Below are 22,275 nucleotides of genomic sequence, written 5' to 3'. Positions count from 1 at the left end.
GTTCACGCCGCCCTTCGTTGCTCAAGCATCAGCCGCACCGCCAGCGCCGACAGCACGAACCCCATGAAATAGCGTTGCAGCGCCAGCCAGGTCGGGTTGTTGACGAACCAGGACGCGATGCCTGCCGCAAACACCGCGATCAATAGATTGACGCAGAAACTGACGCTGATCTGGGTCAAACCGAGAACGATGCTCTGGGTGAAGACAGAGCCATGCTCAGGCGTGATGAACTGCGGAAACACCGACAGGTAAAACACGGCGATCTTCGGATTCAAGGCACTGGTCAGAAACCCCATGGTAATCAATTTGCGCGACGAATCCGGCGGCAACTGCTGCGCCTCGAACGGCGACCGCGCTCCCGGTTTGACCGCCTGCCAGGCCAGCCACATCAGGTACAGCGCCCCGGCCCACTTCAACACTTCATAGGCCATCGGCACGGCCAGGAACACCGCGGTCAAACCCGCCGCTGCGGCGAACAGATGCACGAAGAATCCGGCGACCACACCGAGCAACGAAGTCACCCCGGCCTTGCGCCCCTGGCAGATCGAACGGGAGATCAGGTAGATCATGTTCGGCCCCGGCGTCAGTACCATCAGCAACGCGGCAGCGGCGAAGATCAGCAAGTCTTGAAGCGGAATCATGGGCAATCCTTGGTCCGTGAATAATCAGGCGATCGCGGTCAGCGAGGCTCGATAAAACGGCAGGATCAGGTCCCGTGTCAATGGCGCGAGGGTGACATCACCGTCGGTCGCCGGATCGATCCAGCGCACCTCTTCGATCTCCGCTGCCGGGGACACGTCTGCATCGATCGTCAGCTGAAAGAGTTCGGCCTGCACGATAAATCCCGGCTCATTGGCGGCCGGTGCCGAGAATTGCCCCAGATACATCGCGTGCGCCGGATCAATGACCAGTCCGAGCTCTTCATCCAGTTCACGGGCCAGCGCACAGACCGGTTGTTCATGGGCCTCGATCTTGCCACCCGGTTGCATGAAGGCCTCGGTACCGCGTTTGCGAACCAGCAGGGTACGACCGTCGGGACCGATCAACAGGGCGGCGGCAATGCGGATGATGCGGGGTGAAGCGGCGGATGAAGGTGTCATGAAAAGGATTGGCCTTGGCTGAAAGGCGCAAGGATCACATGAGTGCCGGCGCGTGGTCACGCCGAAAAACTTCTGCGAAACACAGCCCGCCTGAGCGCGAGCCTGGTGGCGAGGGGATTTATCCCCGTTCGGCTGCGAAGCAGTCGCAAACTAAGTGGATGCGGTTTGTCTGAGATACCGAAGTCACAGGTTTGGGGCCGCTTCGCGACCCAACGGGGATAAATCCCCTCGCCACAAAAGCTCGCTCCCACAGTGATCAGTGCAAGGCGTCGGAAGTCTCCCCCCCCTCGAGAATCGCGCCGTTCACGTCTTCCGGCACCTTCACGAAAATGCTGTATTTCGCCCCTTCCATGGCTTCGAAGGCGATCAGCTTCTCCACCAGCGGTCCATTCAACACCTTGCCGGCATTGAGCAGCAGCATGCCGTTGTCGGCATTGAGGTTGCGCGCCAGGATCATCCCCGCTGCCAATTCCCGGGTGGTGATGACCTTGACCGCCGGATCGGCCAGAGAAACATCGCTCAGGTAGGCGGCGCACACCTGAATGAAATCCTCCACCATCCCCGGGTCATAGAGTTTCCCGGCATAGCTGCGGATATACACCAGCGCCTCATCGCTGTTCATCTGCCGTTCCAGGATCAACCCGCGCTGCAACTCGATGAAATCCACCGCCAGCTTCAGTAACCGCGAACCGACGGGAATCGCTTCACCCTTGAGCCGGTCGGGAAAACCGCTGCCGTCCCAACGCTCCTGATGGTGCAGAATCAGACGGGCGGCATCCTTCATCGGATCGAGCGTCATCAACAGCGATTCGCTCTGCTTCGGGTAATTGCGGTAACGCTCACGATCATTGTGATGCAGCAGGTCCGCAGGGGCGGTCATCATGCTGTCGGTCCAGCTGAGCTTGCCGATGTTGTAGAGCGCCGCCGCCATGGTCAGGTCGCGACTGGTGCCCGCATCCAGGTCATGGAGCTTGCAGTACACCCGCACCAACTCGATGATCTGGCGGTTGGTCTGTTTGGCCGGCGGCATGCGCAGGTTGGCCAGCAGCGAGAACATCTCGGTGCCGGTGACGTAGCTGTGCTTGAGCTCCTCATAGGCCAGGTCGAGCATGTCGGCGGTCTGCTGCAGCTCGGCAGTGCGGGAGGCGACGCGTTTGTCCAGGGTGGTGTTGAGCCGCCTCAATTCCTGGTTCTGATCCCACGTTTCCTGGACCAGACGCAACCTTTCACGTTCGGAATGCTGGTACGCGAGTGATTGCCGCAATATCAGCAGCATTTCCTCATCGTGCCAAGGCTTGCTGATATAGCGATGAATCTGCCCCTCATTGATGGCTTTGATAATGGCTGACGGGTCGGCATAACCGGTGAGCATGATCCGCACGGTATCGGGATAAAGCTGGTGGATATGGGCCAGCAGCGTGGCACCGTCCATGTTGGGCATGCGTGCATCGCTCATCACCAGATCGATGGACTGTTGCGCCATGATTTCCAGGGCCTGGGCGCCGCTGGTGGCCAGCAGCACGTCGTAGGGCTGGCCGCGTAACAGGCGACGCAGGCTGTTGAGAATGGGTTCCTCATCATCGACCAGCAACACCTTGGGTTTATAGACGGACGTCGCGGGGAGTTGCTCTTCCATGGCATTACCTCAGGCGAAAACGGGTACAGCATCATGTCGGAATCCGGGCAAACATCCGCTATTGCCGGATCCTGACCTTCAGGCTAGATGATTTTCGTGCCATCACCGCAATGATTCGTTTCAGTCAGTTGCGCGAACTCTGGTCCGGGCGACTATGCTCTGGTGACTCGGATCCATAATCTGTACGTTCGGCCAGGTGGTCAGGGAAAAGGATGACCCTTATGAACACTGCGCATCAAACCGCTGCCGGTCCAGGGATCTGGCGATGAATACGCTGCTGGCGCGAACCAACCGGCGAATTCTCATCGTCGACGACACGCCTTCAATCCATGAGGACTTCATCAAGATCCTCAGCCCGCCAACGTCCGATGACGACAGCCTGACCAGCTCGGAACAAGCCCTTTTCGGCACTGCGGTGACAGCCACACTCCAGCGTTTCATACTCGATTCGGCCTTCCAAGGCCTCGAAGCGCTGGACAAGGTCGAAACGGCCCTGGCCAACGATATGCCCTACGCTATGGCGTTCATCGACATGCGCATGCCACCGGGCTGGAACGGCCTGGAAACCATCGAACGCTTGTGGCAAGTCGACCCCAAGTTGCAAGTGGCGCTGTGCACGGCCTACTCCGACTATTCCTGGGAAGACATCGACGAACGCCTGGAGCTGGGCGACCGTCTGCTGATTCTCAAGAAACCGTTCGATGCGATCGAAATCCGCCAGATGGCCAGCGCGCTGACCGCCAAGTGGCAAATGACCGAAGATGCGGAGCTGAAGATGTCGCTGCTAGAGCAAGCGGTCGAGGAGCGCACCCGGGAACTGTCCGATGCCAACATCATCGTGCAGAACAGCCCGACCATTCTGTATCGGCTGCGGGGCGAACCGTCGTTTCCATTGATGTACATCTCGCACAACATCACCAAGTACGGGCATGTCGCGGCGAAACTGGTCGCCTCGGCCAATTGGGCCCGGGAGTTGATACATCCCGAAGATCAATTGAAGGTCGACACCGCCATGGCCCGGGTGCTGGACCGCCACGCTGCCGGCGCCTCCATCGAGTTTCGCATGCGCACCGGCAACGGTGACTGGCGCTGGGTGGAAAACCGCTACATCCCGGTACGCGACGACGAAGGCCGCCTGCTGGAAGTCGAAGGCATCATCATCGACGTCACAGAACGCAAGGTGGCCGAAGAGAAAATCTTCCTGCTGGCGCGCACCGACGGACTGACCGGACTGGCCAACCGCGCCACGCTGATCGAGCGGCTGCACCAGGCCTTCGCCGCCGCACGTCGCGGCGCGACGCCATTCGCCATGTTTTACCTGGACCTGGACCACTTCAAACGCATCAACGACACCCTCGGGCACCCGGTGGGTGACTTGTTGCTGCAAGAAGTGGCCCGGCGCATCAAGGCCTGCGTGCGGGAAAACGATGTGGTCGCCCGCCTCGGCGGCGACGAGTTCGCGATCCTGCAGCTGGACGTCAGCGACCCGACCCATTCCGCCGCCCTCGCCACCAAGGTCCGGGATGCACTGGTGCTGCCCTACTCCCTGGCCAGCAACGATATACGGGTATCGGTCAGTATTGGCATCAGCAGTTACAGCCCGACCATCACCAGTGCCGACGGCATGTTGACCCAGGCCGACATGGCGCTCTATCGCTCCAAGGAAAAGGGCCGCAACCAGTACCACTTCCATTCAGAGGAGATCAATCAGGAAGTGGTCGAACGCATGACCATCGCCAGCGAGTTAAGAGAGGCCATCGAACACAATGAACTTGAACTGTGTTACTGGCCGGAAGTCGACCTGACCAGCGGCAAGATCCTCGGAATGGAAGCGCAGGTCACCTGGAACCACCGCGAGCGCGGTTTGCTGGAAGCCACTGCGTTCCTGCCCGCCGCCGAAAAGACCGGCACGATCATCGCCCTCGGTCATTGGGTGCTGGATCGAGCCTGCCGGCAAATGCGCCAGTGGCGGGATGAAGGTGTCGCGCCACCGGTGATTGCGATCAAGCTGTCCCTGGCCCAGCTCAAGAGCGGCCCCGAGCTCATCTATGACGTGCTGCGCACCACCGCACGCTGGGAGCTCTGCGCCGCGGACCTGCGGTTCGATGTCACCGAAGCGACGCTGGCCCAGACCAAATGGACCCACAACGACGTGTTGCCACGCTTGCGTGACCTGGGCGTGAAGATCGCCATCGACGACTTCGGCACCGAGTATTCTTCGTTCGATTACCTCAAGACCTATCAGGTCAATCACCTGAAACTCGCCCAAGCCTTCATCGACACAGCCGCTCGCGATCCGTCCAGTGCCAACACGTTGCGCGCCATCATCAACTTCGCTCGGGATGTCGGGATCGGCATCATTGCCGAAGGCGTCGAGACCCAGGAACAGCGCAGTTCGTTGATGGCCACCGGGTCACCGATGAACGCCCAGGGTTTTTTCTTCAGCAAAGCCGTCAGCAGCCAACAGGCTGCCGAGTTGCTGAAAGCCGGGAGAATCATGCCGTCCACGGAGGACAAAGGATGAAAACCCCTTTCGTGCGGACCAACCGGCGCATCCTGATCGTCGACGACACACCCTCTATTCATGATGATTTCCGCAAGATCCTCGGCGCCGAAACGGAAGGTGAACTGAGCCTGGCCGGCACTGAAGCAGCACTGTTCGGCACGCTGCCGATGGAACGGCTGACGTTCCAGCTCGACTCGGCCTATCAGGGGCAAGAAGCCCTGGAGCTGGTAAAACGCGCATTGGCCGAAGGTCACCCTTACGCCCTGGTGTTCACCGACATGCGCATGCCTCCGGGCTGGGACGGGCTGGAGACCATTGAACAACTGTGGAAGGCCGATCCACACCTGCAAGTCGCCTTGTGCACGGCGTATTCGGATTACACCTGGGAAGCCATGGCCGAACGGCTGGAGTTTGGCGACCAGATGCTGGTGCTGAAAAAGCCCTTCGACAGCCTGGAAATCCGCCAGATGGCCAGCGCCCTGACCTGGAAATGGCAGATGGCTCAGGACGCGGCGATGAAGGTGCTGAGCCTGGAGCAAACCATCGAAGCGCGGGTTCACGAATTGCTCAAGGTGTCTCATCTGTTGCAGTACGACGTGTTGACCGAGTTGCCCAACAGCACGTTGCTGGGTGACCGGCTGAACCAGTCGCTGGCGTTGTCCCGACGCCATGACAAGCAACTGGCGGTGATGTTTCTGGGGCTTGATCGCTTCAAGCGCATCAACAATGCCCTCGGCCATCCGGCCGGTGACGAAATGTTGAAACAGGTCAGCCGCAACCTGGTGGCCACCGTGCGCGAGTCAGATTCGGTGTTTCGCTATGGCTCCGACGAATTCGTGGTGATCCTCGCCGATATCCGCCATCCCCAGCAGACAAAGGGCATCGCCGAAAAACTCTTGAACGCCATTCGCGCCCCCCTGCACATCGCCGGGCATGACCTGAGCGTGACCGCGAGCCTGGGCATCAGTATTTATCCCGATGACGGTTTCGACGCCATCGAGCTGATCAAGAAAGCCGAAACCGCGATGCGCAACATCAAGGAAAGCGGTCCGAACGATTTCAGTTTTTTCATTGATGAAATGAACAAGCGGGCCCGGGATCAGCAAAGCATCGAAACCGGTATTCGCCTGGCGCTGGAGCGCAATGAGTTTGTCCTGCATTACCAACCCAAACTGGATCTGGGCAGCGGCATGGTAGTCGGCGCCGAGGCCTTGATCCGTTGGCAAAGACCCGGGCACGGCCTGGTCTATCCGTCGGATTTCATCGCGGTGGCCGAAGACAGCGGCCTGATCGTCCCGCTGAGCAAATGGGTGCTTGCCGAGGCCTGCCGACAAGCCTGCGCCTGGCAAGCGCGCGGGCTGCCAAATCTCTGCATGTCGGTGAACATGTCAGCCATCGATTTCCGTCAGCGGGACTTTGTCGATGGCATCGAACAGATCCTCGAACAGACAGGCCTGGAGCCGTCCTTGCTGGAGCTGGAGATCACCGAAGGCGTGTTGATGCAAAACATCGAGACCACCGTCAATTCCCTGAACCGACTCAAGGCGCTGGGTGTGCGTCTGGCCATCGATGACTTCGGCACCGGCTATTCCAGCCTGAGTTACTTGCAGCGTTTTCCAATCGATGTACTGAAAATCGACCAGTCGTTCATTCGCGGCTTGAGCAACGACAGCAACGACGCTGCCCTGGTCAGCGCCATCATCAGTCTTGGGCGCAGCCTCAAACTGACCATCATCGCCGAAGGCGTGGAAACCCTCGAACAATTGAATTTCCTCAGGGCCCATCATTGCGAGGAAGGCCAGGGTTACTACTTCAGCAAAGCCGTGGAAGCGGACAGCTTCGTGCAGTATCTGTGTTCCGTGAAACCTGCTCCATTTACCGCCACGTGAACGATGCGTAACGACACATGGGCTATTAAGCCAAGGAATCATCAGATGTCGCCATCCATTCACCACCAGCTCCTGGTGCCGCTGCTCGGATTCTGTCTGAGCGCGGTCGCGGCACCGCTGGATGAACCGCTTAAACCACTGCCTCCGGTGCCACAACAAAACCCGCTGCGGGTCGAACTCGGTCGCCAGTTGTTCAATGAACCGCGCCTCTCAGTCAACAACACGCTGTCCTGCGCCAGTTGTCATCATCTGGACAAAGGGGGTGCCGATTCCGTGCCGTTTTCCATCGGCTTCAACGGTGTGCCGGTGACGATCAACACCCCCAGCGTGTTCAACGCCACCCTGAATTTCAGGCAGTTCTGGAACGGCCGCGCCAACTCCCTGGAATCCCAGATCCATGAAGTGGTGAAGAGCCCCAGCGAAATGGGCAGCAACTGGGAGCACGTGGTGCAAGTGCTGTCCGCCGACCCTGCGTACCACAGCGCATTTGGCAATGCCTACCCGGACGGCGTGACCATGAACAATGTGCAAAACGCCCTGGCCGCCTATGAACGTACGCTGCTCAGTAGCAACTCGCGGTTTGATCAATACCTGCTGGGCGACACCGACATCCTCACGACCGAGGAAAAATACGGTTACCAGCGTTTCAAGGACTACGGCTGCATCGCCTGCCATCAAGGCGTGAACATCGGCGGCAACATGTTCCAGAAGTTCGGCGTCATGGGCGATTACTTCAAGGTTCGCGGCAACCCGACCGACACCGACCAGGGTCGCTATCTGGTGACCGGGGAAGAAGAGGACCGCAATGTGTTCAAGGTACCGAGCCTGCGCAATGTGGCAGTAACCGCACCGTACTTTCACGACAGTTCGGCCAAGACCCTCGAAGAGGCCGTGGACGTGATGTTCAAGTTCCAGCTCGGGCGCATTCCTTCCGCCGAGGACAAAACCCTGATCATCAAATTCCTCAAGACCCTGACCGGTGAATGGGGAGGCAAACCCTTATGAAAATGTCACGCCGTCGCAGTCTTGCCCTGCTGGGGGCCGTCGCTTTGTTGCTGGCCTCGACGCTGCTGTTCCTGTACATCAAATCGAATTCGAACCAGACATCGACCTACGCCGAATCCCGTGACCTGATCGGTCGCATCAAGCAGTTGAACGCGCAATGGGAAACCGAGATCCTCAAGGCCCGGATCACCATCAACCACAATTACGATCCGCTGGTCACGCCGCTGATCGAGATGACGCAGCTGTGGGAGCGGTTCGATACCCTGGAATCGAACCACGGCCGCAACGATTCGCCGATCTGGCGTGCCAGCCATGAAACGTACCTGACCGCCGTCCAGGAAAAGACCCGGCTGGTGGAGCAGTTCAAGTCCCACAACGCTGTGCTGCGCAACTCACTGGCGTTCCTGCCCACCGCCGAGGACGATATTCAGGAGCAGTTGGCCCGGCTGGTCGATGGCGACAAACTGCAACTGCAGAACATCGCCACCGACACTTACGATCTGCTGCTCAGCAGTCTGGAGTTCGCCCAGGTCACCTCCGACGACAGGGCTGCGGACATTCTGGTCGGTCTGAACAAGCTTGGGGTGAACAAGTTGCGCCTGCCCGAACAGTTTCACAGCCCGATCGATATTTTAAGCAACCACATTTCACTGATTCTGCGCGAACAGCCGGTGGTCAACCGTTTGCTGGAAAACATCGAAGCGATTCCCGTCGCCGAGCGTCTGGACGACATCACCAGCCTGTTGAACACTGACCAGCAACAGGCCGATGCGGTCGAGCAGCGCTACCACTTTTACATGTTGGTGTTTTCAGTGCTGCTGGTCCTGTTGCTGGTGTACCTGGCGATTCACCTGATGCGCAGTTTCACCACCATCAATCGCGTCAACAAGGCCCTGAAAACCGCCAATGACGAACTGGAACTGCGCGTGGAAGAACGCACCCGCGAGCTCAAGGATACCCAGAGCGAACTGCTCGACACTGCGCGTCAGGCCGGCATGGCCGAGATCGCCACCAATGTGTTGCACAACGTCGGCAACGTGCTCAACAGCGTCAACATTTCGGCCGATCTGGTCAGCCGCAAACTGCGCGCCAGCAAGGCCCAGGGGTTGGGCAAGGCCATGCAGCTGATCAACGAACACCCGGATGACCTCGGTGCCTTCCTGACCCGGGACGAGAAAGGCAAATTGCTTCCCGGTTACCTCAATCAACTGGTGGAGGCCATCGCGCTCGAACAACAGAGCATGACCGACGAACTCGCGCAGTTGAGCAAAAGCGTCGACCACATCAAGGACATCGTCGCCACCCAGCAATCCTACGCGGGCGCCAACAATCTGATGGAGCCGCTGCACATCAGCGAATTGCTCGAGGACGCCCTGCGCATGAACGCCGGTGCGCTGACCCGGCATCACGTCAAGGTGGTCAAGGAGTACGGCGAGGTGCCGCAGGTCATGGGCGACAAACACCGCTTGCTGCTGATCCTGATCAACCTGATCAGCAACGCCAAATACGCCATGTCCGATCTCAGCAACCGCCCGCGGCAAATGACCCTCGGGGTCAAAATCGTCGACGACGCGACACTGCAAGTCAGCGTCAAGGATGACGGTGAAGGCATTGCCCCGGAAAACATGACGCGCATCTTTGCCCACGGTTTTACCACGCGCAAGGAAGGTCATGGCTTCGGCCTGCACAGCTGTGCCCTGGCCGCCATCGAAATGAACGGCCACCTGACCGCCTACAGCGACGGGCCGGGCAAGGGCGCGCAGTTCACCCTGCAGATCCCGCTGAAAACCGTCACGGAGGAAGCATGAGCGAACAGTCGAACCGGCGCATTCTGCTGATCGACGACACACCGTCCATTCATGAGGATTTCCGCAAGATCCTGACGCCGACGCCGGTGCCGACTGTCGAGCTGGACGCGATGGAAGCGGCGCTGTTTGGCAGTGAACTGAAATCCACCCGCGCCCTGTTCGAGCTGGATTCGGCGTATGGCGGGCAAGAGGGCCTGGGCAAACTCAAGGATGCCTTGCAGGTAAAGCATCCCTACGCGCTGGCCTTCGTCGACATGCGCATGCCGGAGGGCTGGGACGGCGCGAAGACGATTGAGCATTTGTGGCAGGAAGACCCGCGCCTGCAAGTGGTGGTGTGCACCGCATATTCCGACTATTCGTGGGATGACCTGCTGGACCGTTTGCAGGCCCATGACCGGCTGCTGATTCTGAAAAAACCGTTCGACAACATTGAAGTCCAGCAGATGGCCAACACCCTGCTGACCAAATGGGACATGACCGAACGGGCCTTGGTGCAGATGAGCCACCTGGAGCATCTGGTGGATCAACGCACGGCCCAGTTCAAACAGGCCAGCGAGGCGTTGCAGCGGGAAATCGACGAGCGCAAACAGCTTGAGTCACAACTGGTGCAATCGGAGAAACTCGCTTCACTGGGGCAACTGGCGGCCGGTGTCGCCCATGAAATCAACAACCCCATCGGTTTCATTTCCTCCAACCTCGGCGCCCTCGATGGCTATTTCAAACAGCTGCAGGAAATGCTCGACGCCTATCGTGATGCGGAAAAGGCGATGGGTTCCAGCGAACTGGTCGAGCGTTTGCAACAGCTTCGTGACCGGGTGGAACTGGAATTCCTGCGCGACGACATACCGTTGCTGATCAAGGAATCCAAGGACGGTATCAACCGCGTCGGGCAGATCGTCAGGGACTTGAAGGACTTCTCGCGGGTGGATTCCAACCAGGAATGGCAGTGGGCGAATCTGCAAAACGGCATCGAATCGACGCTGAACATCGTGGCCAATGAACTGAAGTACAAGGCCGATGTGGTGAAGGACTATCAGGCCCTTCCCGATATCGAATGCCTGCCTTCGCAGATCAACCAGGTGATCATGAACCTGATCGTCAACGCGTCGCAGGCCATCGGCGCGGAACGCGGCACCCTCACCCTGCGCACCGGGTCTGAAGGGGAAACCGTATGGATCGAAGTCGCCGACACCGGCACCGGCATCCCGCCGGAAAGCCTGCAGAAAATCTTCGACCCGTTCTTCACCACCAAACCGGTCGGCCAGGGGACAGGGCTGGGGTTGTCCCTGTCCTATGGCATCGTGAAGAAACACCGGGGGAATATCCTGGTGCGCAGTGAAGTCGGCGTTGGCAGCACTTTCCGCGTCGAATTGCCGATCCACCAATCAAAACCGGCTGCCTGAACACAACTCCACATGTGGGAGCGCACCCTTGTGGGAGGGAGCTTGCTCCCGCTGGGTCGCGAAGCGGCCCCAAAAGCATTGCGACTGCTACGCCCGGACGCGGATCGGCCGGCGGGAGCAAGCTCCCTAACCACAAAAGGCTCGCTCCCACAGCGTTCTTCATCAGTCCGGTGGTCAGGTGGCTTCCTGAAAATCCATCTCCGGTGGCTGACGACGGAATCCGCCCGTCAGCACCGCCAGGTACACCACGCCAATCGCCAGCCAGCTCAGCCCCAGATAGATCGCCAGGTGATCGAGGCTGACCATCAGCCACAAATCCGCCGCCAGGCCTATGAACGGGAAGATCAGGAACAGCACCAATTCACGCAGGCCTTTCTTCTCGCCGCCGATCCAGTAGTGAAAGATCACCGACAGGTTCACCAGACTGAACGCCAGGAACGCGCCGAAGTTGATGAAGGAAGTCGAGGTGGTGACGTCCAGTTTCAGCGCCAGCAACGCTACCACTGCGCACAGCAGGATGCTGTTGATCGGCGTCCCGAAACGTTCATGCAACGCTCCGAAGAAGGATTTCGGCAGCACGCCGTCCCGGCCCATGGCATAGAGCAGACGCGAACCGCTGGCCTGAGCCGACAGCCCCGAGGCAAATTGACCGACGATCAGACCGATCAGGAAGATCGACACAAACAGGTCGCCACCGATGTTGCGGGCAATTTCATAGGCCGCCGAATCGACGCTGTCGAACTGGAACGACGGGTGCGCAATCTGCACGAAGTACGACACGCCGACGAAGATCAGCCCGCCGATCAGGGTAATCAGCATGATCGCCCGCGGGATGGTGCGGCGCGGGTCGCGGGTTTCTTCGGTGAGGGTGCTGACCGCGTCGAAACCGAGGAACGAGTAACAGGCGATAGCGGCACCGCTCATGATCAGTGGCATCTGCATGTCACCGTTGAAGAACGGTTTGACCGACCACAACGGCGTGCTCGCATCGCCGCCGACGTAATGCACGCACAGCGCAACGAAGGCGATCAGCACCAGAAACTGCACCAGCATCAGCAAGGCGTTGATACCGTTGGCCAGTTTCAGGCCGACGATGTTGATCGCGCTGGTGATGCCGATGAACGCCAGCACCCAGATCCACTGCGGCACTGCCGGGAACGCGGAGTTGAGGTACGCCGCGCCGATCAGCCAGATCGCCATCGGCAGGAACAGGTAATCGAGCAGCACCGCCCACCCGGCGATGAAACCGAGTTTCGGGCTGATCGCCTTGCGCACATAACTGTACGCCGAGCCCGCCACGGGAAATGCCGAAGCCATTCGGCCGTAACTCATGGCGGTGAAGAACATCGCCACCAGCGCCGCGAGGTACGCGGCCGGCACCATGCCGGCGGTGGATTGAGCAAGGATGCCGAACGTGCCGAGCACAATGATCGGCGTCATGTAGGCGATGCCAAACAGCACCACCGACCCTAACGAGAGGGTGCGTTGCAAACGAGCCATGAGCGACTACTCCGGATTTTATTGGATTTATGGCAGAGCCGAGTTCGGCGCAAATTACGGGTGTTGCGTTTGTTGTTTTGAAGTTTTTCAGATGAATTGTGGGGCGCCGCAAAGATCTTCAGCTCCGAGGAATCAACAGCTCCCGAAGTCCAGAAGCATGTTCAACCCTCTCCCCCGGCAACTTCAGCCGCTGATCATCCAGGTACCGATAATCCTGTCGCGCCGCTTCCAGCTGACTGAAGTCCAGCTCCACCGCAAACTGCCCTTCATCGCGTCCGGCCTCGAACAACAGCGTGCCCAGCGGATTCACCAGCGCACTGCCACCGGCGAACAACAACCCGCCATCGCCCTCTTCCACCCGGTTGACCATCAGCGCAAATGCCTGGTTTTCCTGGGCGCGGGCCATGATGGCGGTACGATGAGTCGGGCCGTACGGGTCCATGTTGCCGTTGGTGACGATCAGCAGTTCGGCGCCCAGTTGCGCCAGGGCGCGGGCGGTTTCCGGGAACTCGATGTCGTAGCAAATCAGCAGGCCGACCCGCACGCCATTCCACAGGCACGTGGCGTAGCGGTCGCCCGGCTCGTACACACCGCGGTCCGACGCCCACAGGTGGGTCTTGCGATATGTCAGCGCGATGCCTTCAGGGGTGATCAGCAACGTGGTGTTGAAGAAGCGACCGTTGTCGTTCTCGGCCGTACCGATCACCACGGCGATGTTGCGCTCGCGGGCAGCGGCGACGATCGCGCTGACGGTGGGGCCGGTCAGGGGTTCGGCGACCGCCGCGACGGTCTCGGCGGACGGGAAGCCCATCAGATGGCTTTCCGGAAACATGATCAACTGTGTGTCGCTCGCGCAGGCAGCAATGGCCGCCAGCGCGTGTTCAAGGTTGTAAGCCGTGTCGTTGTCACGGCCCGCCAGTTGGGCGAGTTCGACCTTCATGGGTAGTCCTTGTTCTGGTGGCCGGGCGGCAGAAAGATTGCCCGGCCGTTGTCTGTGCGCCAGTATGCGCAGCAAGCAACCGGCCAGGGAATCACGCGGCCGGGGTAACCCGATAGGGGTAGACCCATGACACTCTCGTTAGACGACATCGCCTGGCACCGTTCGGTCGGGCAACTGATCGACGCCCTCGACAAGCCCAATTTCTGGACGCAGCTGGTGCGCCTGCTGGATCAGTACGTGCCTTTCGACAGCTGGGTGGCGCTGCTTTTCAGCGCCGACCAGCACCCGCAAGTGTTCGCCGAATGCCCGGGCGAGGACGGCAGCCCGGATCAGTTGTTCCAGGATTACCTGCGCGGCTTGTACCTGCTCGACCCGTTCTACATCGCCTGCCGCGAGCAGTCGCGCACCGGGCTCTATCGCCTCTCGGAAGTGGCGCCGGAGCACTTCGAGCTGACCGAGTATTACCAGCGCTACTTTCGTCTGAATGTGGTGGCCGACGAAATCCAGTTCAATTGCCAGCTCGAGGGTGACCGTACGCTGTGCCTGTCGTTGGGCAGCAAGCAGCGTTTCAGCAGTCAACAGATTGCCTTGCTGTCGTTGATTCAACCGTGGGTGCTCGGCCTGTTGCGCCAGCGCCTGCCTTACGAAATCAACGAAGTCGTGGCCCTCGCGCCGGCGCCGGTCCAGGGTGACTGGCGCGTTCAACTGGAAGCTTCGGTGCAGCAACTCAAAGGTGCACAACTGACCGCGCGCGAGCTGGATGTCGGACGCTTGATGCTCAGCGGTTGCTCCAGTAAAGAAATCGCCCGTAAGCTGGAAATCTCTGTTGAAACCGTGAAAGTCCATAAGAAACACATGTACAGCAAACTGGGGATCAAATCCCAGTCCGAGCTGTTTTCGATTTTTCTCCAGGCCCAAAATGCCTGACAACCGCTGCGGCGCCGCAAACGCCTGTGGCGAGGGAGCTTGCTCCCGCTGGGCCGCGAAGCGGTCCCGATACAGGCACCGCGTGCAGCCAGACAGAACCCGTCAGCAGGTTTTGCGGTTGCTGCGCAGCCGAGCGGGAGCAAGCTCCCTCGCCACAGAACTTGAACAGCATTGCCAAACAATGACCGAGTCCGAACCCAAGGAAACCGTATGAGCCTGTCACTCCTGAGCCGCTACGCCTTCTTTGCCGCTTGTGTGATCTTCACCCTCGCCAGCCTGCCGTTCCTGGCGCACGACTGGCTCTGGCCGATCACCGCCGTCACCGGCGTGCTCAGCCTCGTGGGCCTGTTCGATCTGCTGCAAAGCCCCCACGCCGTGCGTCGCAATTACCCGATCCTCGGCAACATCCGCTATCTGGTGGAGGGCATCCGTCCGGAAATCCGCCAATACCTGCTCGAGTCCGACAGCGACGCCCTGCCCTTCTCCCGGGCCCAGCGTTCGCTGGTCTATTCGCGCGCCAAGAACGAAAGCGCCGACAAACCCTTCGGCACGTTGATCGACGTGTACCAATCGGGTTTCGAATTCATCGGCCACTCCATGCGCCCGGCACCGTTGAGTGACCCGAGCAGTTTCCGCACCCTCGTCGGTGGCCCGCAGTGCACCCAGCCGTACTCGGCATCGGTGTTCAACATCTCGGCCATGAGTTTCGGCTCCCTCAGCGCCAACGCCATTCGCGCCTTGAACCAGGGCGCCAAGCTCGGCAACTTCGCCCACGACACCGGCGAAGGCAGCATCAGCGCCTATCACCGGGAAAACGGCGGCGACCTGACCTGGGAGCTGGGCAGCGGCTACTTCGGTTGCCGCACCGCAGACGGGCGCTTCGATCCGGAACGCTTCGCCGCACAAGCGCAGACGCCGCAGGTGCGGATGATCGAAATCAAGATGTCCCAGGGCGCGAAACCGGGCCACGGCGGGATTCTGCCCAAGCACAAAGTCACCAAGGAAATCGCCGAGACCCGCGGCATCCAGATGGGTGAAGACTGCATCTCGCCGTCGCGGCACAGTGCATTCTCCACGCCAATCGAACTGATGCACTTCATCCAGCAATTGCGTGAACTGTCCGGCGGCAAACCGGTGGGCTTCAAGTTCTGCCTCGGCCATCCGTGGGAATTCATGGGCATCGCCAAGGCCATGCTGGAAACCGGCATCCTCCCGGACTTCATCGTCGTCGATGGCAAGGAAGGCGGCACCGGTGCGGCGCCTGTGGAATTCACCGACCACATCGGCGTGCCGATGCGCGAGGGCCTGCTGTTCGTGCACAACACGCTGGTGGGCCTGAACCTGCGGGACAAAATCAAACTCGGCGCCAGCGGCAAGATCGTCAGTGCCTTCGACATTGCCAGCGTGCTGGCCATCGGCGCCGACTGGGCCAACTCGGCGCGCGGCTTCATGTTCGCCATCGGTTGCATCCAGTCGCAGTCGTGCCACACCAACAAATGCCCGACCGGCGTCGCCACCCAGGACACCTTGCGCCAGCGCGCCCTCGTCGTCCCGGACAAGGCCCAGCGCGTGTTCAACTTCCACCGCAACACCCTCAAGGCACTGGCGGAAATGCTCGCCGCCGCCGGCCTCGAACATCCGTCGCAGTTGTCGGCCAAGCACCTGGTGCGGCGCATGTCGGCGACCGAGATCAAGCTGTTCTCGCAGCTGCATGTGTTTTTGAAACCGGGGGAATTGCTCACCGGCGAGGTCAACGGCGAGTTTTATTCGCGGATGTGGCAGATGGCGCGGGCGGACAGTTTTGAACCGAATGAAATGGCAGCAGCTTGAGTCCAACGGGGCGCTTCACCAGCGAAGCGTCTTGATCGGGGCGGGTTCTTTCATGACGATGAAACCGTAATCACCGATCAGATAAATCCGGTAGTACTGGCGCTCCAGCAACGGTGGATAGCCCTGATAACCCACGCGCGTCGCATTGCGGCGCTCCTTCTCCGCGACCACATTGGTAATGCCCACTTTTGGCAGGTTCTCGGCCAGCATGAAAAAGTCGATGTTCAGCAAATAGCGCAACACCGGCATCTGTTTGAACGAACCCGCAGCCCCCCGCAACCAGTGATCGGAGTACGTCACCGACATGTAAATCCGCTTGGCCTCGCGCAATTGTCGATGAGTCGCTATGTCGCGCTCCAGGCTGAACAGCGCACTGGTCGTGAAGGCTTTCTGCACCGTCAGTACCCGGCCGTACGCGAACGACAACGACAACATCGCTAGCAATGGCACCATCAGCAACAGCGGCAGCCGTTCGTGGATCTGCGCCAGCGCCAGGTGGCTCAAGTAGAACAACAGCACCAGCAGCACGGCGAAGCCCATCAAGGTCCGGGCGCCCTCGTTGAAGTCGCGAAAAAACAGCGCGACGCCCGACACCAACAGCGTCACCACCGGCAAGGTCAGCAAACACAACAGGCCGATCAGGCTTTTCTTCACTCCGCTGTCCTGACGCGCACGCACCTTCAGCCCCACCTGGACAGCACCGGCAATGGCGCAGAGCAACAGTGCGGCGAACACCCAGGCGAATCCGCCATGAAACAGGAGCACGACTTTTTCCAGCACTCTGCCGATGTTGACGTGCAGTTGCAGCAGCGGCGCGGCGGCCCAGTTCAACAACAACGCGCGATCCTGACTCATGAACGCCACGGCACTGCCGCAATACATCAGCCAGCCCATGGTCACCTGCGCCACTTTCCAGCCAACCAATTCGCACAGCTGCGGCCAGGCCAATCGGTCATTTGCGCCCCTGAGCAACTCCAGGCAACACAAGCCCAGAAACACATTCAGGCTGATCTGATACAGCCCCAGCGCCAGCGCAATCAGCAACGCTGGCACCAGCCATTGCCAACTGCGCGAGGGGTGACGAAAAGTGATCGCATAGATCATCGCCACCAGGCTCAAGGCCATGGCGGGACCGTCATATTGATAGGACAGGTTCTGCAGAAAAAACGGGTTGTACCAAAGTGGCAGCGGCACCAGGCAACAGGCTATCGTTGGCTGTGGAAAGTAATGAAACGTCAGCCGGGTCAATGCCGTGGCCATGCCCAGCGTGGCAATCAACAGTGGCAATGGAAAGATGTTTGGCGCGGCGTTGCCGAACGTCAGCAGGTTATAGAACAGCTGGGTAAACAAGCGTCCCTGTTCCGCCCACGCCATGCCGGCCGACAGCGAACGCCAGTTGTCATCGATGTACGGGTAGTCTGCGAGGATCAGAGGCACGACATACAGCAACGTCGCCAGCAGAAAAAACAGCCAGACCTGGCGTGGCCCCAGTTCTTTACCGAGAAAATCGCTGAACCGGCCCATGCTAGAGCCCGAGCCGGTCTTTGCCGCCGACGATGTCTCGCACCACATAGCGCGGTCGATGCTTGGCTTCGATGTATATCCGCCCGACGTACTCGCCAAGGATGCCGATACCGATCAATTGCACACCGCCGAGAAACAGAATGGCGGTCATCAACGACGGGTAACCCGGGACGCTGTTGCCGAAGAAAACCTTGTCCAGGACCATGTACACCGCGTAAAGCACCGCGAAGATCGAAATGCCGCCGCCGATGTACGTCCATAAACGCAATGGCACGGTGCTGAACGAGGTCACGCCTTCGAGCGCCAGGTTCCAGAGTTTCCAGCCATTGAACTTGCTGGCACCGGCCACCCGCCCGGCTCGCTCGTATTCGACCACCGCCGTGGTGAATCCGGCCCACGACAGCACACCCTTCATGAACAACTGGTGCTCGGGCAGTGCGCGGATCACGTCGACCACCTTGCGATCCATCAACCGGAAATCGCCAACGTTTTCCTCTATCCGGGTGTACGAAATACGGTTCAGCACATGGTAGAACAGCGATGCCGTGAGGCGTTTCAGGTAACCATCGGTGGCACGATTGCGGCGCTTTGCGAGCACCACGTCCGCGCCCTTCTGCCACTCGTCTATCAGCAGGGGAATGACGCTGATCGGGTCTTGCAGATCGACGTCCATCGGGATCACCGCGTCGCCGGTCGCATATTCCAGACCGGCGAACAGTGCTGGCTCCTTGCCGAAGTTGCGCGAAAAGTTGATCAGCAGCACCAGATCATCGACCCGCGCCAGCGCTTTGGCCTGCTCTGCCGTGCCATCGGAACTGCCGTCGTTGATGAACACGATCTCGACCTCGTTGCCGCCAAGCCTCAACTCGTGGCGCACCGCCTGATAGAACAGGCCGATCGCCTGCTCTTCGTTGAACACCGGAACGATCAGCGAAACCTTCACGTTTCACGCTCCTGAACAATGCCGTGTAACCGTTCGACAGAGTCCGTTCGCCGTCGTTCTTGTGCGCCGTCGCCCCGCCAGACCGGTGGGCGGATTCGTACATCCAGCTTAGGTCAAGGCGGGCATTTGAGACATTCAGTAATATCGGGATTTTGCAATTGCCCACGAATCACGCCACCCTGCGCGCCGCCAATGTGCGGCGCGCAACCTTCGGCGCCTCCGTCCACCTTTAATTCAACACCCGTTCACGAGCCCGCTGTCATGACGTTTGAACGCGATCATCGAATCGACTTTTTTCGAGGCCTGGCGCTGATCTTCATCTTCTGGGATCACGTGCCCCACAACCCCCTCGGTCAAATCACCCCGCGTAACTTCGGTTTCAGCGATGCCGCCGAAATTTTCGTGTTTCTGGCCGGTTATGCGGCGGCCCTGGCCTACGGCAAAATCCTTCAGCGCGATGGTTACCTGATCGCCTGCGTGAAGATCCTGCGCCGCGCCTGGGTGCTCTACGTGGTGCATATTTTCCTGCTGGCGATGCTGATGGGCATCGTGTTCTTCGCCAACAGCCATGTGGAAACCCGGGATCTGGTGGAAGAAATGGGCATGCACCATTTCATCACCAACCCGCAGCAAGCCCTGGTGGATGAACTGCTGCTGCGCTTCAAACCCAACCTCATGGACCCGCTGCCGTTGTACATCGTGCTGCTGGCCGGTTTGCCGCTGGTGTTGCCGATGCTGGTGCGCAAGGCCTGGGCGGTGGTCGCGGTGTCGTTGACGGTGTACCTGCTGGCGCCGTGGTTCGGCTGGAACCTGGCCGCCATCAAGGATGGCGTGTGGTACTTCAACCCGGTCGTCTGGCAACTGTTGTTTGTACTCGGCGGTGCCGCTGCGACTCACGGGCAGCGGCCACGGTTACCCGAGACTCGTGCGCTGCGGCGTCAGCCATTGTTTATCAGTGCGTTGATTTACGTGGTCATCACCGGCGTGATTACCGTCTCGTGGCGATGGCCGGAAATTCATGACGCGGTCATGCCGGGCTGGCTGAGCAACCTGATATACCCGATCAGCAAGACCGACCTGTCGCCGGTACGGCTGCTGCACTTCCTGGCGCTGGCGTACGTCACTGCGAAATTGTTGCCGGATACCGGCTGGACCCAAAACTGGCTGGCGCAGCAAAGTTGTCGCATGGGGCGTTACTCGCTGGAAATTTTCTGCCTCGGCGTGTTGTTGGCGCCACTGGCCGATATGGTCAACGCCATGACCGACGATGCCTTTGCCATGCAGATATTCACGGCGCTGGTGGGGCTCGGGTTAATGGCTCTGCTGGGAGCATGGCTTGATTTCAACAAACGATTGACCGCTCCGGCACAGGTCGCCGCCGCCCGATACTGACTGTGTAAATCCCCTCGCCACAGGAGATCTCATCAGCCAATAAAAAGCCCCGGTCAATTGACCGGGGCTTTTTCATTTCAAGCGTAACGATTTACGAAGCCGAAGGCACCGCACCTTGCGATACGTTGGTCGGTTGCAGCTTGAACACGTAGAACAACACTGTCAGCAACACCAGGAACGCCGGCCCCACATACAGCGCAACGCGGGTGTCCGGGAAGTAAGCCATCAGGCCGACCACCAACACCAGGAACGCCAGCGCCAGGTACGAGCTGACCGGGTACAGCCACATCTTGTATTTCAGGCCGGCCCGTTCGCTGGCGCTCAGGCCTTTACGGAATTTGAGCTGGGCCAGCAGGATCATCACCCAGGTCCAGATGGCGCCGAAGGTGGCAATCGCCGTCACCCAGACGAAAACCTTCTCAGGCACCAGGTAGTTGAGCAGTACGCCCAGCAGCAAGGCGAAAATCGACAGCAGCAGTGCACGACGCGGCACGCCGTTGTTCGAAGTCGTGGCGAAACCGGCCGGGGCCTGGCCGTTCTGCGCCAGGCTGTAGAGCATGCGCCCGGTGCTGAAAATGCCACCGTTGCAGGACGACAGCGCCGCGGTGATCACCACAAAGTTGATGATGCCGGCGGCGGTCTTGATGCCCAGACGCTCGAACGTCATCACGAACGGGCTGCCCTGGGTGCCGATTTCATTCCACGGGTAGATCGACAGGATCACGAACAACGCACCGACGTAGAACAGCAGGATCCGCCAGAACACCGAGCCGATGGCATTGGGAATGGTCTTCTGCGGGTTCTTCGCTTCACCGGCGGTCAGGCCGATCATCTCGACGCCGAGGTAGGCGAACATCACCATTTGCAGGGACATCAACACGCCTTGCACGCCGTTGGGCATGAAGCCGCCATGGGCCCAGAGGTTGGAAACCCCCAGCGCCACGCCGTCGTTACCGAAACCGAACGCGATCACACCGATGCCGCCAACCACCATCGCAATAATGGTGACGATCTTGATCAGGGCGAACCAGAACTCGAATTCACCGAAGGCTTTCACTGCGATCAGGTTGATCGAGCCCATGCTGACCAGCGCCGCCAGCGCCCAGATCCAGCGCGGCACCTCGGGGAACCAGACACCCATGTACACCGCCACCGCGGTGATTTCCGCGACGCAGGTCACCAGCCACAGGAACCAGTAGTTCCATCCGGTCAGGAAGCCCGCCAGGGGACCGAGATAATCCTGGGCATAACGGCTGAACGAGCCGGCGACCGGGTTGTGCACCGCCATTTCGCCGAGGGCGCGCATGATTACCAGGATTGCCAGACCGCCAATGATGTAGGACAGCATGATAGCCGGGCCGGCCATTTCAATGGCCTTGGCCGAACCGAGAAACAGACCGACGCCGATACAGGCACCGAGCGCCATCAAGCGAATATGCCGTTCGCCGAGTTCGCGTTTAAGCGGGCCGCCTTGAGCGGTCTCGCCGTGGGGCAGGTGATTGCCGACTGGCATAGGGGTACAACCTCGTCTTGTTATTGGATATGACCACCGAGTGTCGAAGCACTGACCGATAAGCCAGTGCTTGCCTGAAACCGGCCCTGCTTCGTGGGCAGAACCGTCCTGTAGGACAAAACCTCCAGGATCAGCGGGGCATGCAGTATAAAAAGCTGACAGCAGAGATTTTCACTCTATAAATCACAAAATTCAGGCGTACATCTCGATAAAAATGCGATTTCAGGAGATGGATTGTCTGGATTTGTAGGATTTTTCGCCATTTGAAACACCGCCGAGTATTGCACGGTATTGGTGCAGCGTCATGCCCCTGCCTACGCGGAATTTACCTGCCGACCCCTCTACCTCAACGATTTCAG

Annotated in this window: 16 protein-coding genes; 8 read left to right on the top strand and 8 right to left on the bottom strand. The window is 59.7% G+C overall.

What is annotated here, in order from left to right; genetic code table 11:
• Positions 1 to 2 precede the first annotated feature (2 nt).
• From ACM6IQ_RS30390 to ACM6IQ_RS30380, 3 genes are all read right to left on the bottom strand, one after another.
• Entirely contained in the window at positions 3 to 641 is a 639-nt protein-coding gene (locus tag ACM6IQ_RS30390; RefSeq protein WP_017340594.1) for a LysE family translocator, read from the bottom strand.
• 24 nt (positions 642 to 665) lie between these two features.
• Entirely contained in the window at positions 666 to 1,100 is a 435-nt protein-coding gene (locus ACM6IQ_RS30385) for an NUDIX hydrolase (protein WP_414880572.1), read from the bottom strand.
• A 256-nt stretch (positions 1,101 to 1,356) separates the two neighbouring features.
• Positions 1,357 to 2,736, bottom strand: a complete 1,380-nt coding sequence (locus ACM6IQ_RS30380; RefSeq protein WP_017340596.1) for an HD domain-containing phosphohydrolase — start codon at positions 2,734 to 2,736, stop codon at positions 1,357 to 1,359.
• 259 nt (positions 2,737 to 2,995) lie between these two features.
• Here ACM6IQ_RS30380 and ACM6IQ_RS30375 point away from each other — a divergent pair, with 259 nt between their 5' ends.
• The 5 genes from ACM6IQ_RS30375 to ACM6IQ_RS30355 are packed head-to-tail and all read left to right on the top strand — an operon-like array spanning position 2,996 to position 11,347.
• Positions 2,996 to 5,260: an EAL domain-containing protein gene (locus ACM6IQ_RS30375; protein WP_414880585.1), complete on the top strand. Its 2,265-nt coding sequence runs from the start codon at positions 2,996 to 2,998 to the stop codon at positions 5,258 to 5,260.
• A complete protein-coding gene (locus tag ACM6IQ_RS30370; protein WP_414880571.1) occupies positions 5,257 to 7,131 on the top strand; it encodes a putative bifunctional diguanylate cyclase/phosphodiesterase in 1,875 nt (624 codons plus the stop codon). The genes ACM6IQ_RS30375 and ACM6IQ_RS30370 overlap by 4 nt, the downstream gene beginning before the upstream one ends.
• Positions 7,132 to 7,176: 45 nt before the next feature.
• Complete coding sequence (locus tag ACM6IQ_RS30365; protein ID WP_017340599.1) at positions 7,177 to 8,136, top strand: cytochrome-c peroxidase; 960 nt, start codon at positions 7,177 to 7,179, stop codon at positions 8,134 to 8,136.
• Complete coding sequence (locus ACM6IQ_RS30360) at positions 8,133 to 9,944, top strand: DAHL domain-containing protein (RefSeq protein WP_017340600.1); 1,812 nt, start codon at positions 8,133 to 8,135, stop codon at positions 9,942 to 9,944. Before ACM6IQ_RS30365 ends, ACM6IQ_RS30360 begins: the two co-directional genes overlap by 4 nt.
• Positions 9,941 to 11,347 carry an ATP-binding protein gene (locus tag ACM6IQ_RS30355; protein ID WP_017340601.1) on the top strand — a complete coding sequence of 469 codons (1,407 nt, stop codon included), beginning with the start codon at positions 9,941 to 9,943 and terminating at the stop codon, positions 11,345 to 11,347. Before ACM6IQ_RS30360 ends, ACM6IQ_RS30355 begins: the two co-directional genes overlap by 4 nt.
• A gap of 174 nt (positions 11,348 to 11,521) precedes the next feature.
• Here the strand turns inward: ACM6IQ_RS30355 and ACM6IQ_RS30350 are convergent, their stop codons facing one another.
• Positions 11,522 to 12,847, bottom strand: a complete 1,326-nt coding sequence (locus tag ACM6IQ_RS30350; protein ID WP_414880570.1) for an APC family permease — start codon at positions 12,845 to 12,847, stop codon at positions 11,522 to 11,524.
• Between the two features lie 118 nt (positions 12,848 to 12,965).
• A complete protein-coding gene (locus ACM6IQ_RS30345; RefSeq protein ID WP_414880569.1) occupies positions 12,966 to 13,787 on the bottom strand; it encodes a carbon-nitrogen hydrolase family protein in 822 nt (273 codons plus the stop codon).
• A gap of 126 nt (positions 13,788 to 13,913) precedes the next feature.
• On the opposite strand from ACM6IQ_RS30345, the gene ACM6IQ_RS30340 reads away from it, so the two are divergent.
• On the top strand, positions 13,914 to 14,714 hold the full coding sequence (locus ACM6IQ_RS30340) for a helix-turn-helix transcriptional regulator (RefSeq protein ID WP_017340603.1): 801 nt from the start codon (positions 13,914 to 13,916) through the stop codon (positions 14,712 to 14,714).
• Between the two features lie 210 nt (positions 14,715 to 14,924).
• Entirely contained in the window at positions 14,925 to 16,544 is a 1,620-nt protein-coding gene (locus ACM6IQ_RS30335; RefSeq protein ID WP_017340604.1) for an FMN-binding glutamate synthase family protein, read from the top strand.
• A gap of 15 nt (positions 16,545 to 16,559) precedes the next feature.
• Here the strand turns inward: ACM6IQ_RS30335 and ACM6IQ_RS30330 are convergent, their stop codons facing one another.
• Positions 16,560 to 18,068, bottom strand: a complete 1,509-nt coding sequence (locus ACM6IQ_RS30330; protein WP_414880568.1) for a glucosyltransferase domain-containing protein — start codon at positions 18,066 to 18,068, stop codon at positions 16,560 to 16,562.
• Position 18,069: 1 nt separating this feature from the next.
• Positions 18,070 to 19,011 (bottom strand): glycosyltransferase family 2 protein, encoded by a 942-nt coding sequence (locus ACM6IQ_RS30325; RefSeq protein WP_017340606.1) that lies wholly within the window; start codon positions 19,009 to 19,011, stop codon positions 18,070 to 18,072.
• 261 nt (positions 19,012 to 19,272) lie between these two features.
• Here ACM6IQ_RS30325 and ACM6IQ_RS30320 point away from each other — a divergent pair, with 261 nt between their 5' ends.
• On the top strand, positions 19,273 to 20,403 hold the full coding sequence (locus ACM6IQ_RS30320) for an OpgC family protein (protein ID WP_414880567.1): 1,131 nt from the start codon (positions 19,273 to 19,275) through the stop codon (positions 20,401 to 20,403).
• A gap of 91 nt (positions 20,404 to 20,494) precedes the next feature.
• Here the strand turns inward: ACM6IQ_RS30320 and ACM6IQ_RS30315 are convergent, their stop codons facing one another.
• The gene (locus ACM6IQ_RS30315) at positions 20,495 to 21,916 is read right to left on the bottom strand and encodes an amino acid permease (RefSeq protein WP_414880566.1); all 1,422 of its coding nucleotides are present in this window, start codon (positions 21,914 to 21,916) and stop codon (positions 20,495 to 20,497) included.
• Positions 21,917 to 22,275: the final 359 nt, after the last annotated feature.

Origin of the sequence: Pseudomonas sp. IT-P100, from assembly GCF_949767185.1 — a bacterium.
GTDB lineage: Bacteria > Pseudomonadota > Gammaproteobacteria > Pseudomonadales > Pseudomonadaceae > Aquipseudomonas > Aquipseudomonas fluorescens_B.
This window is presented reverse-complemented; position numbering and strand designations above follow the sequence as displayed.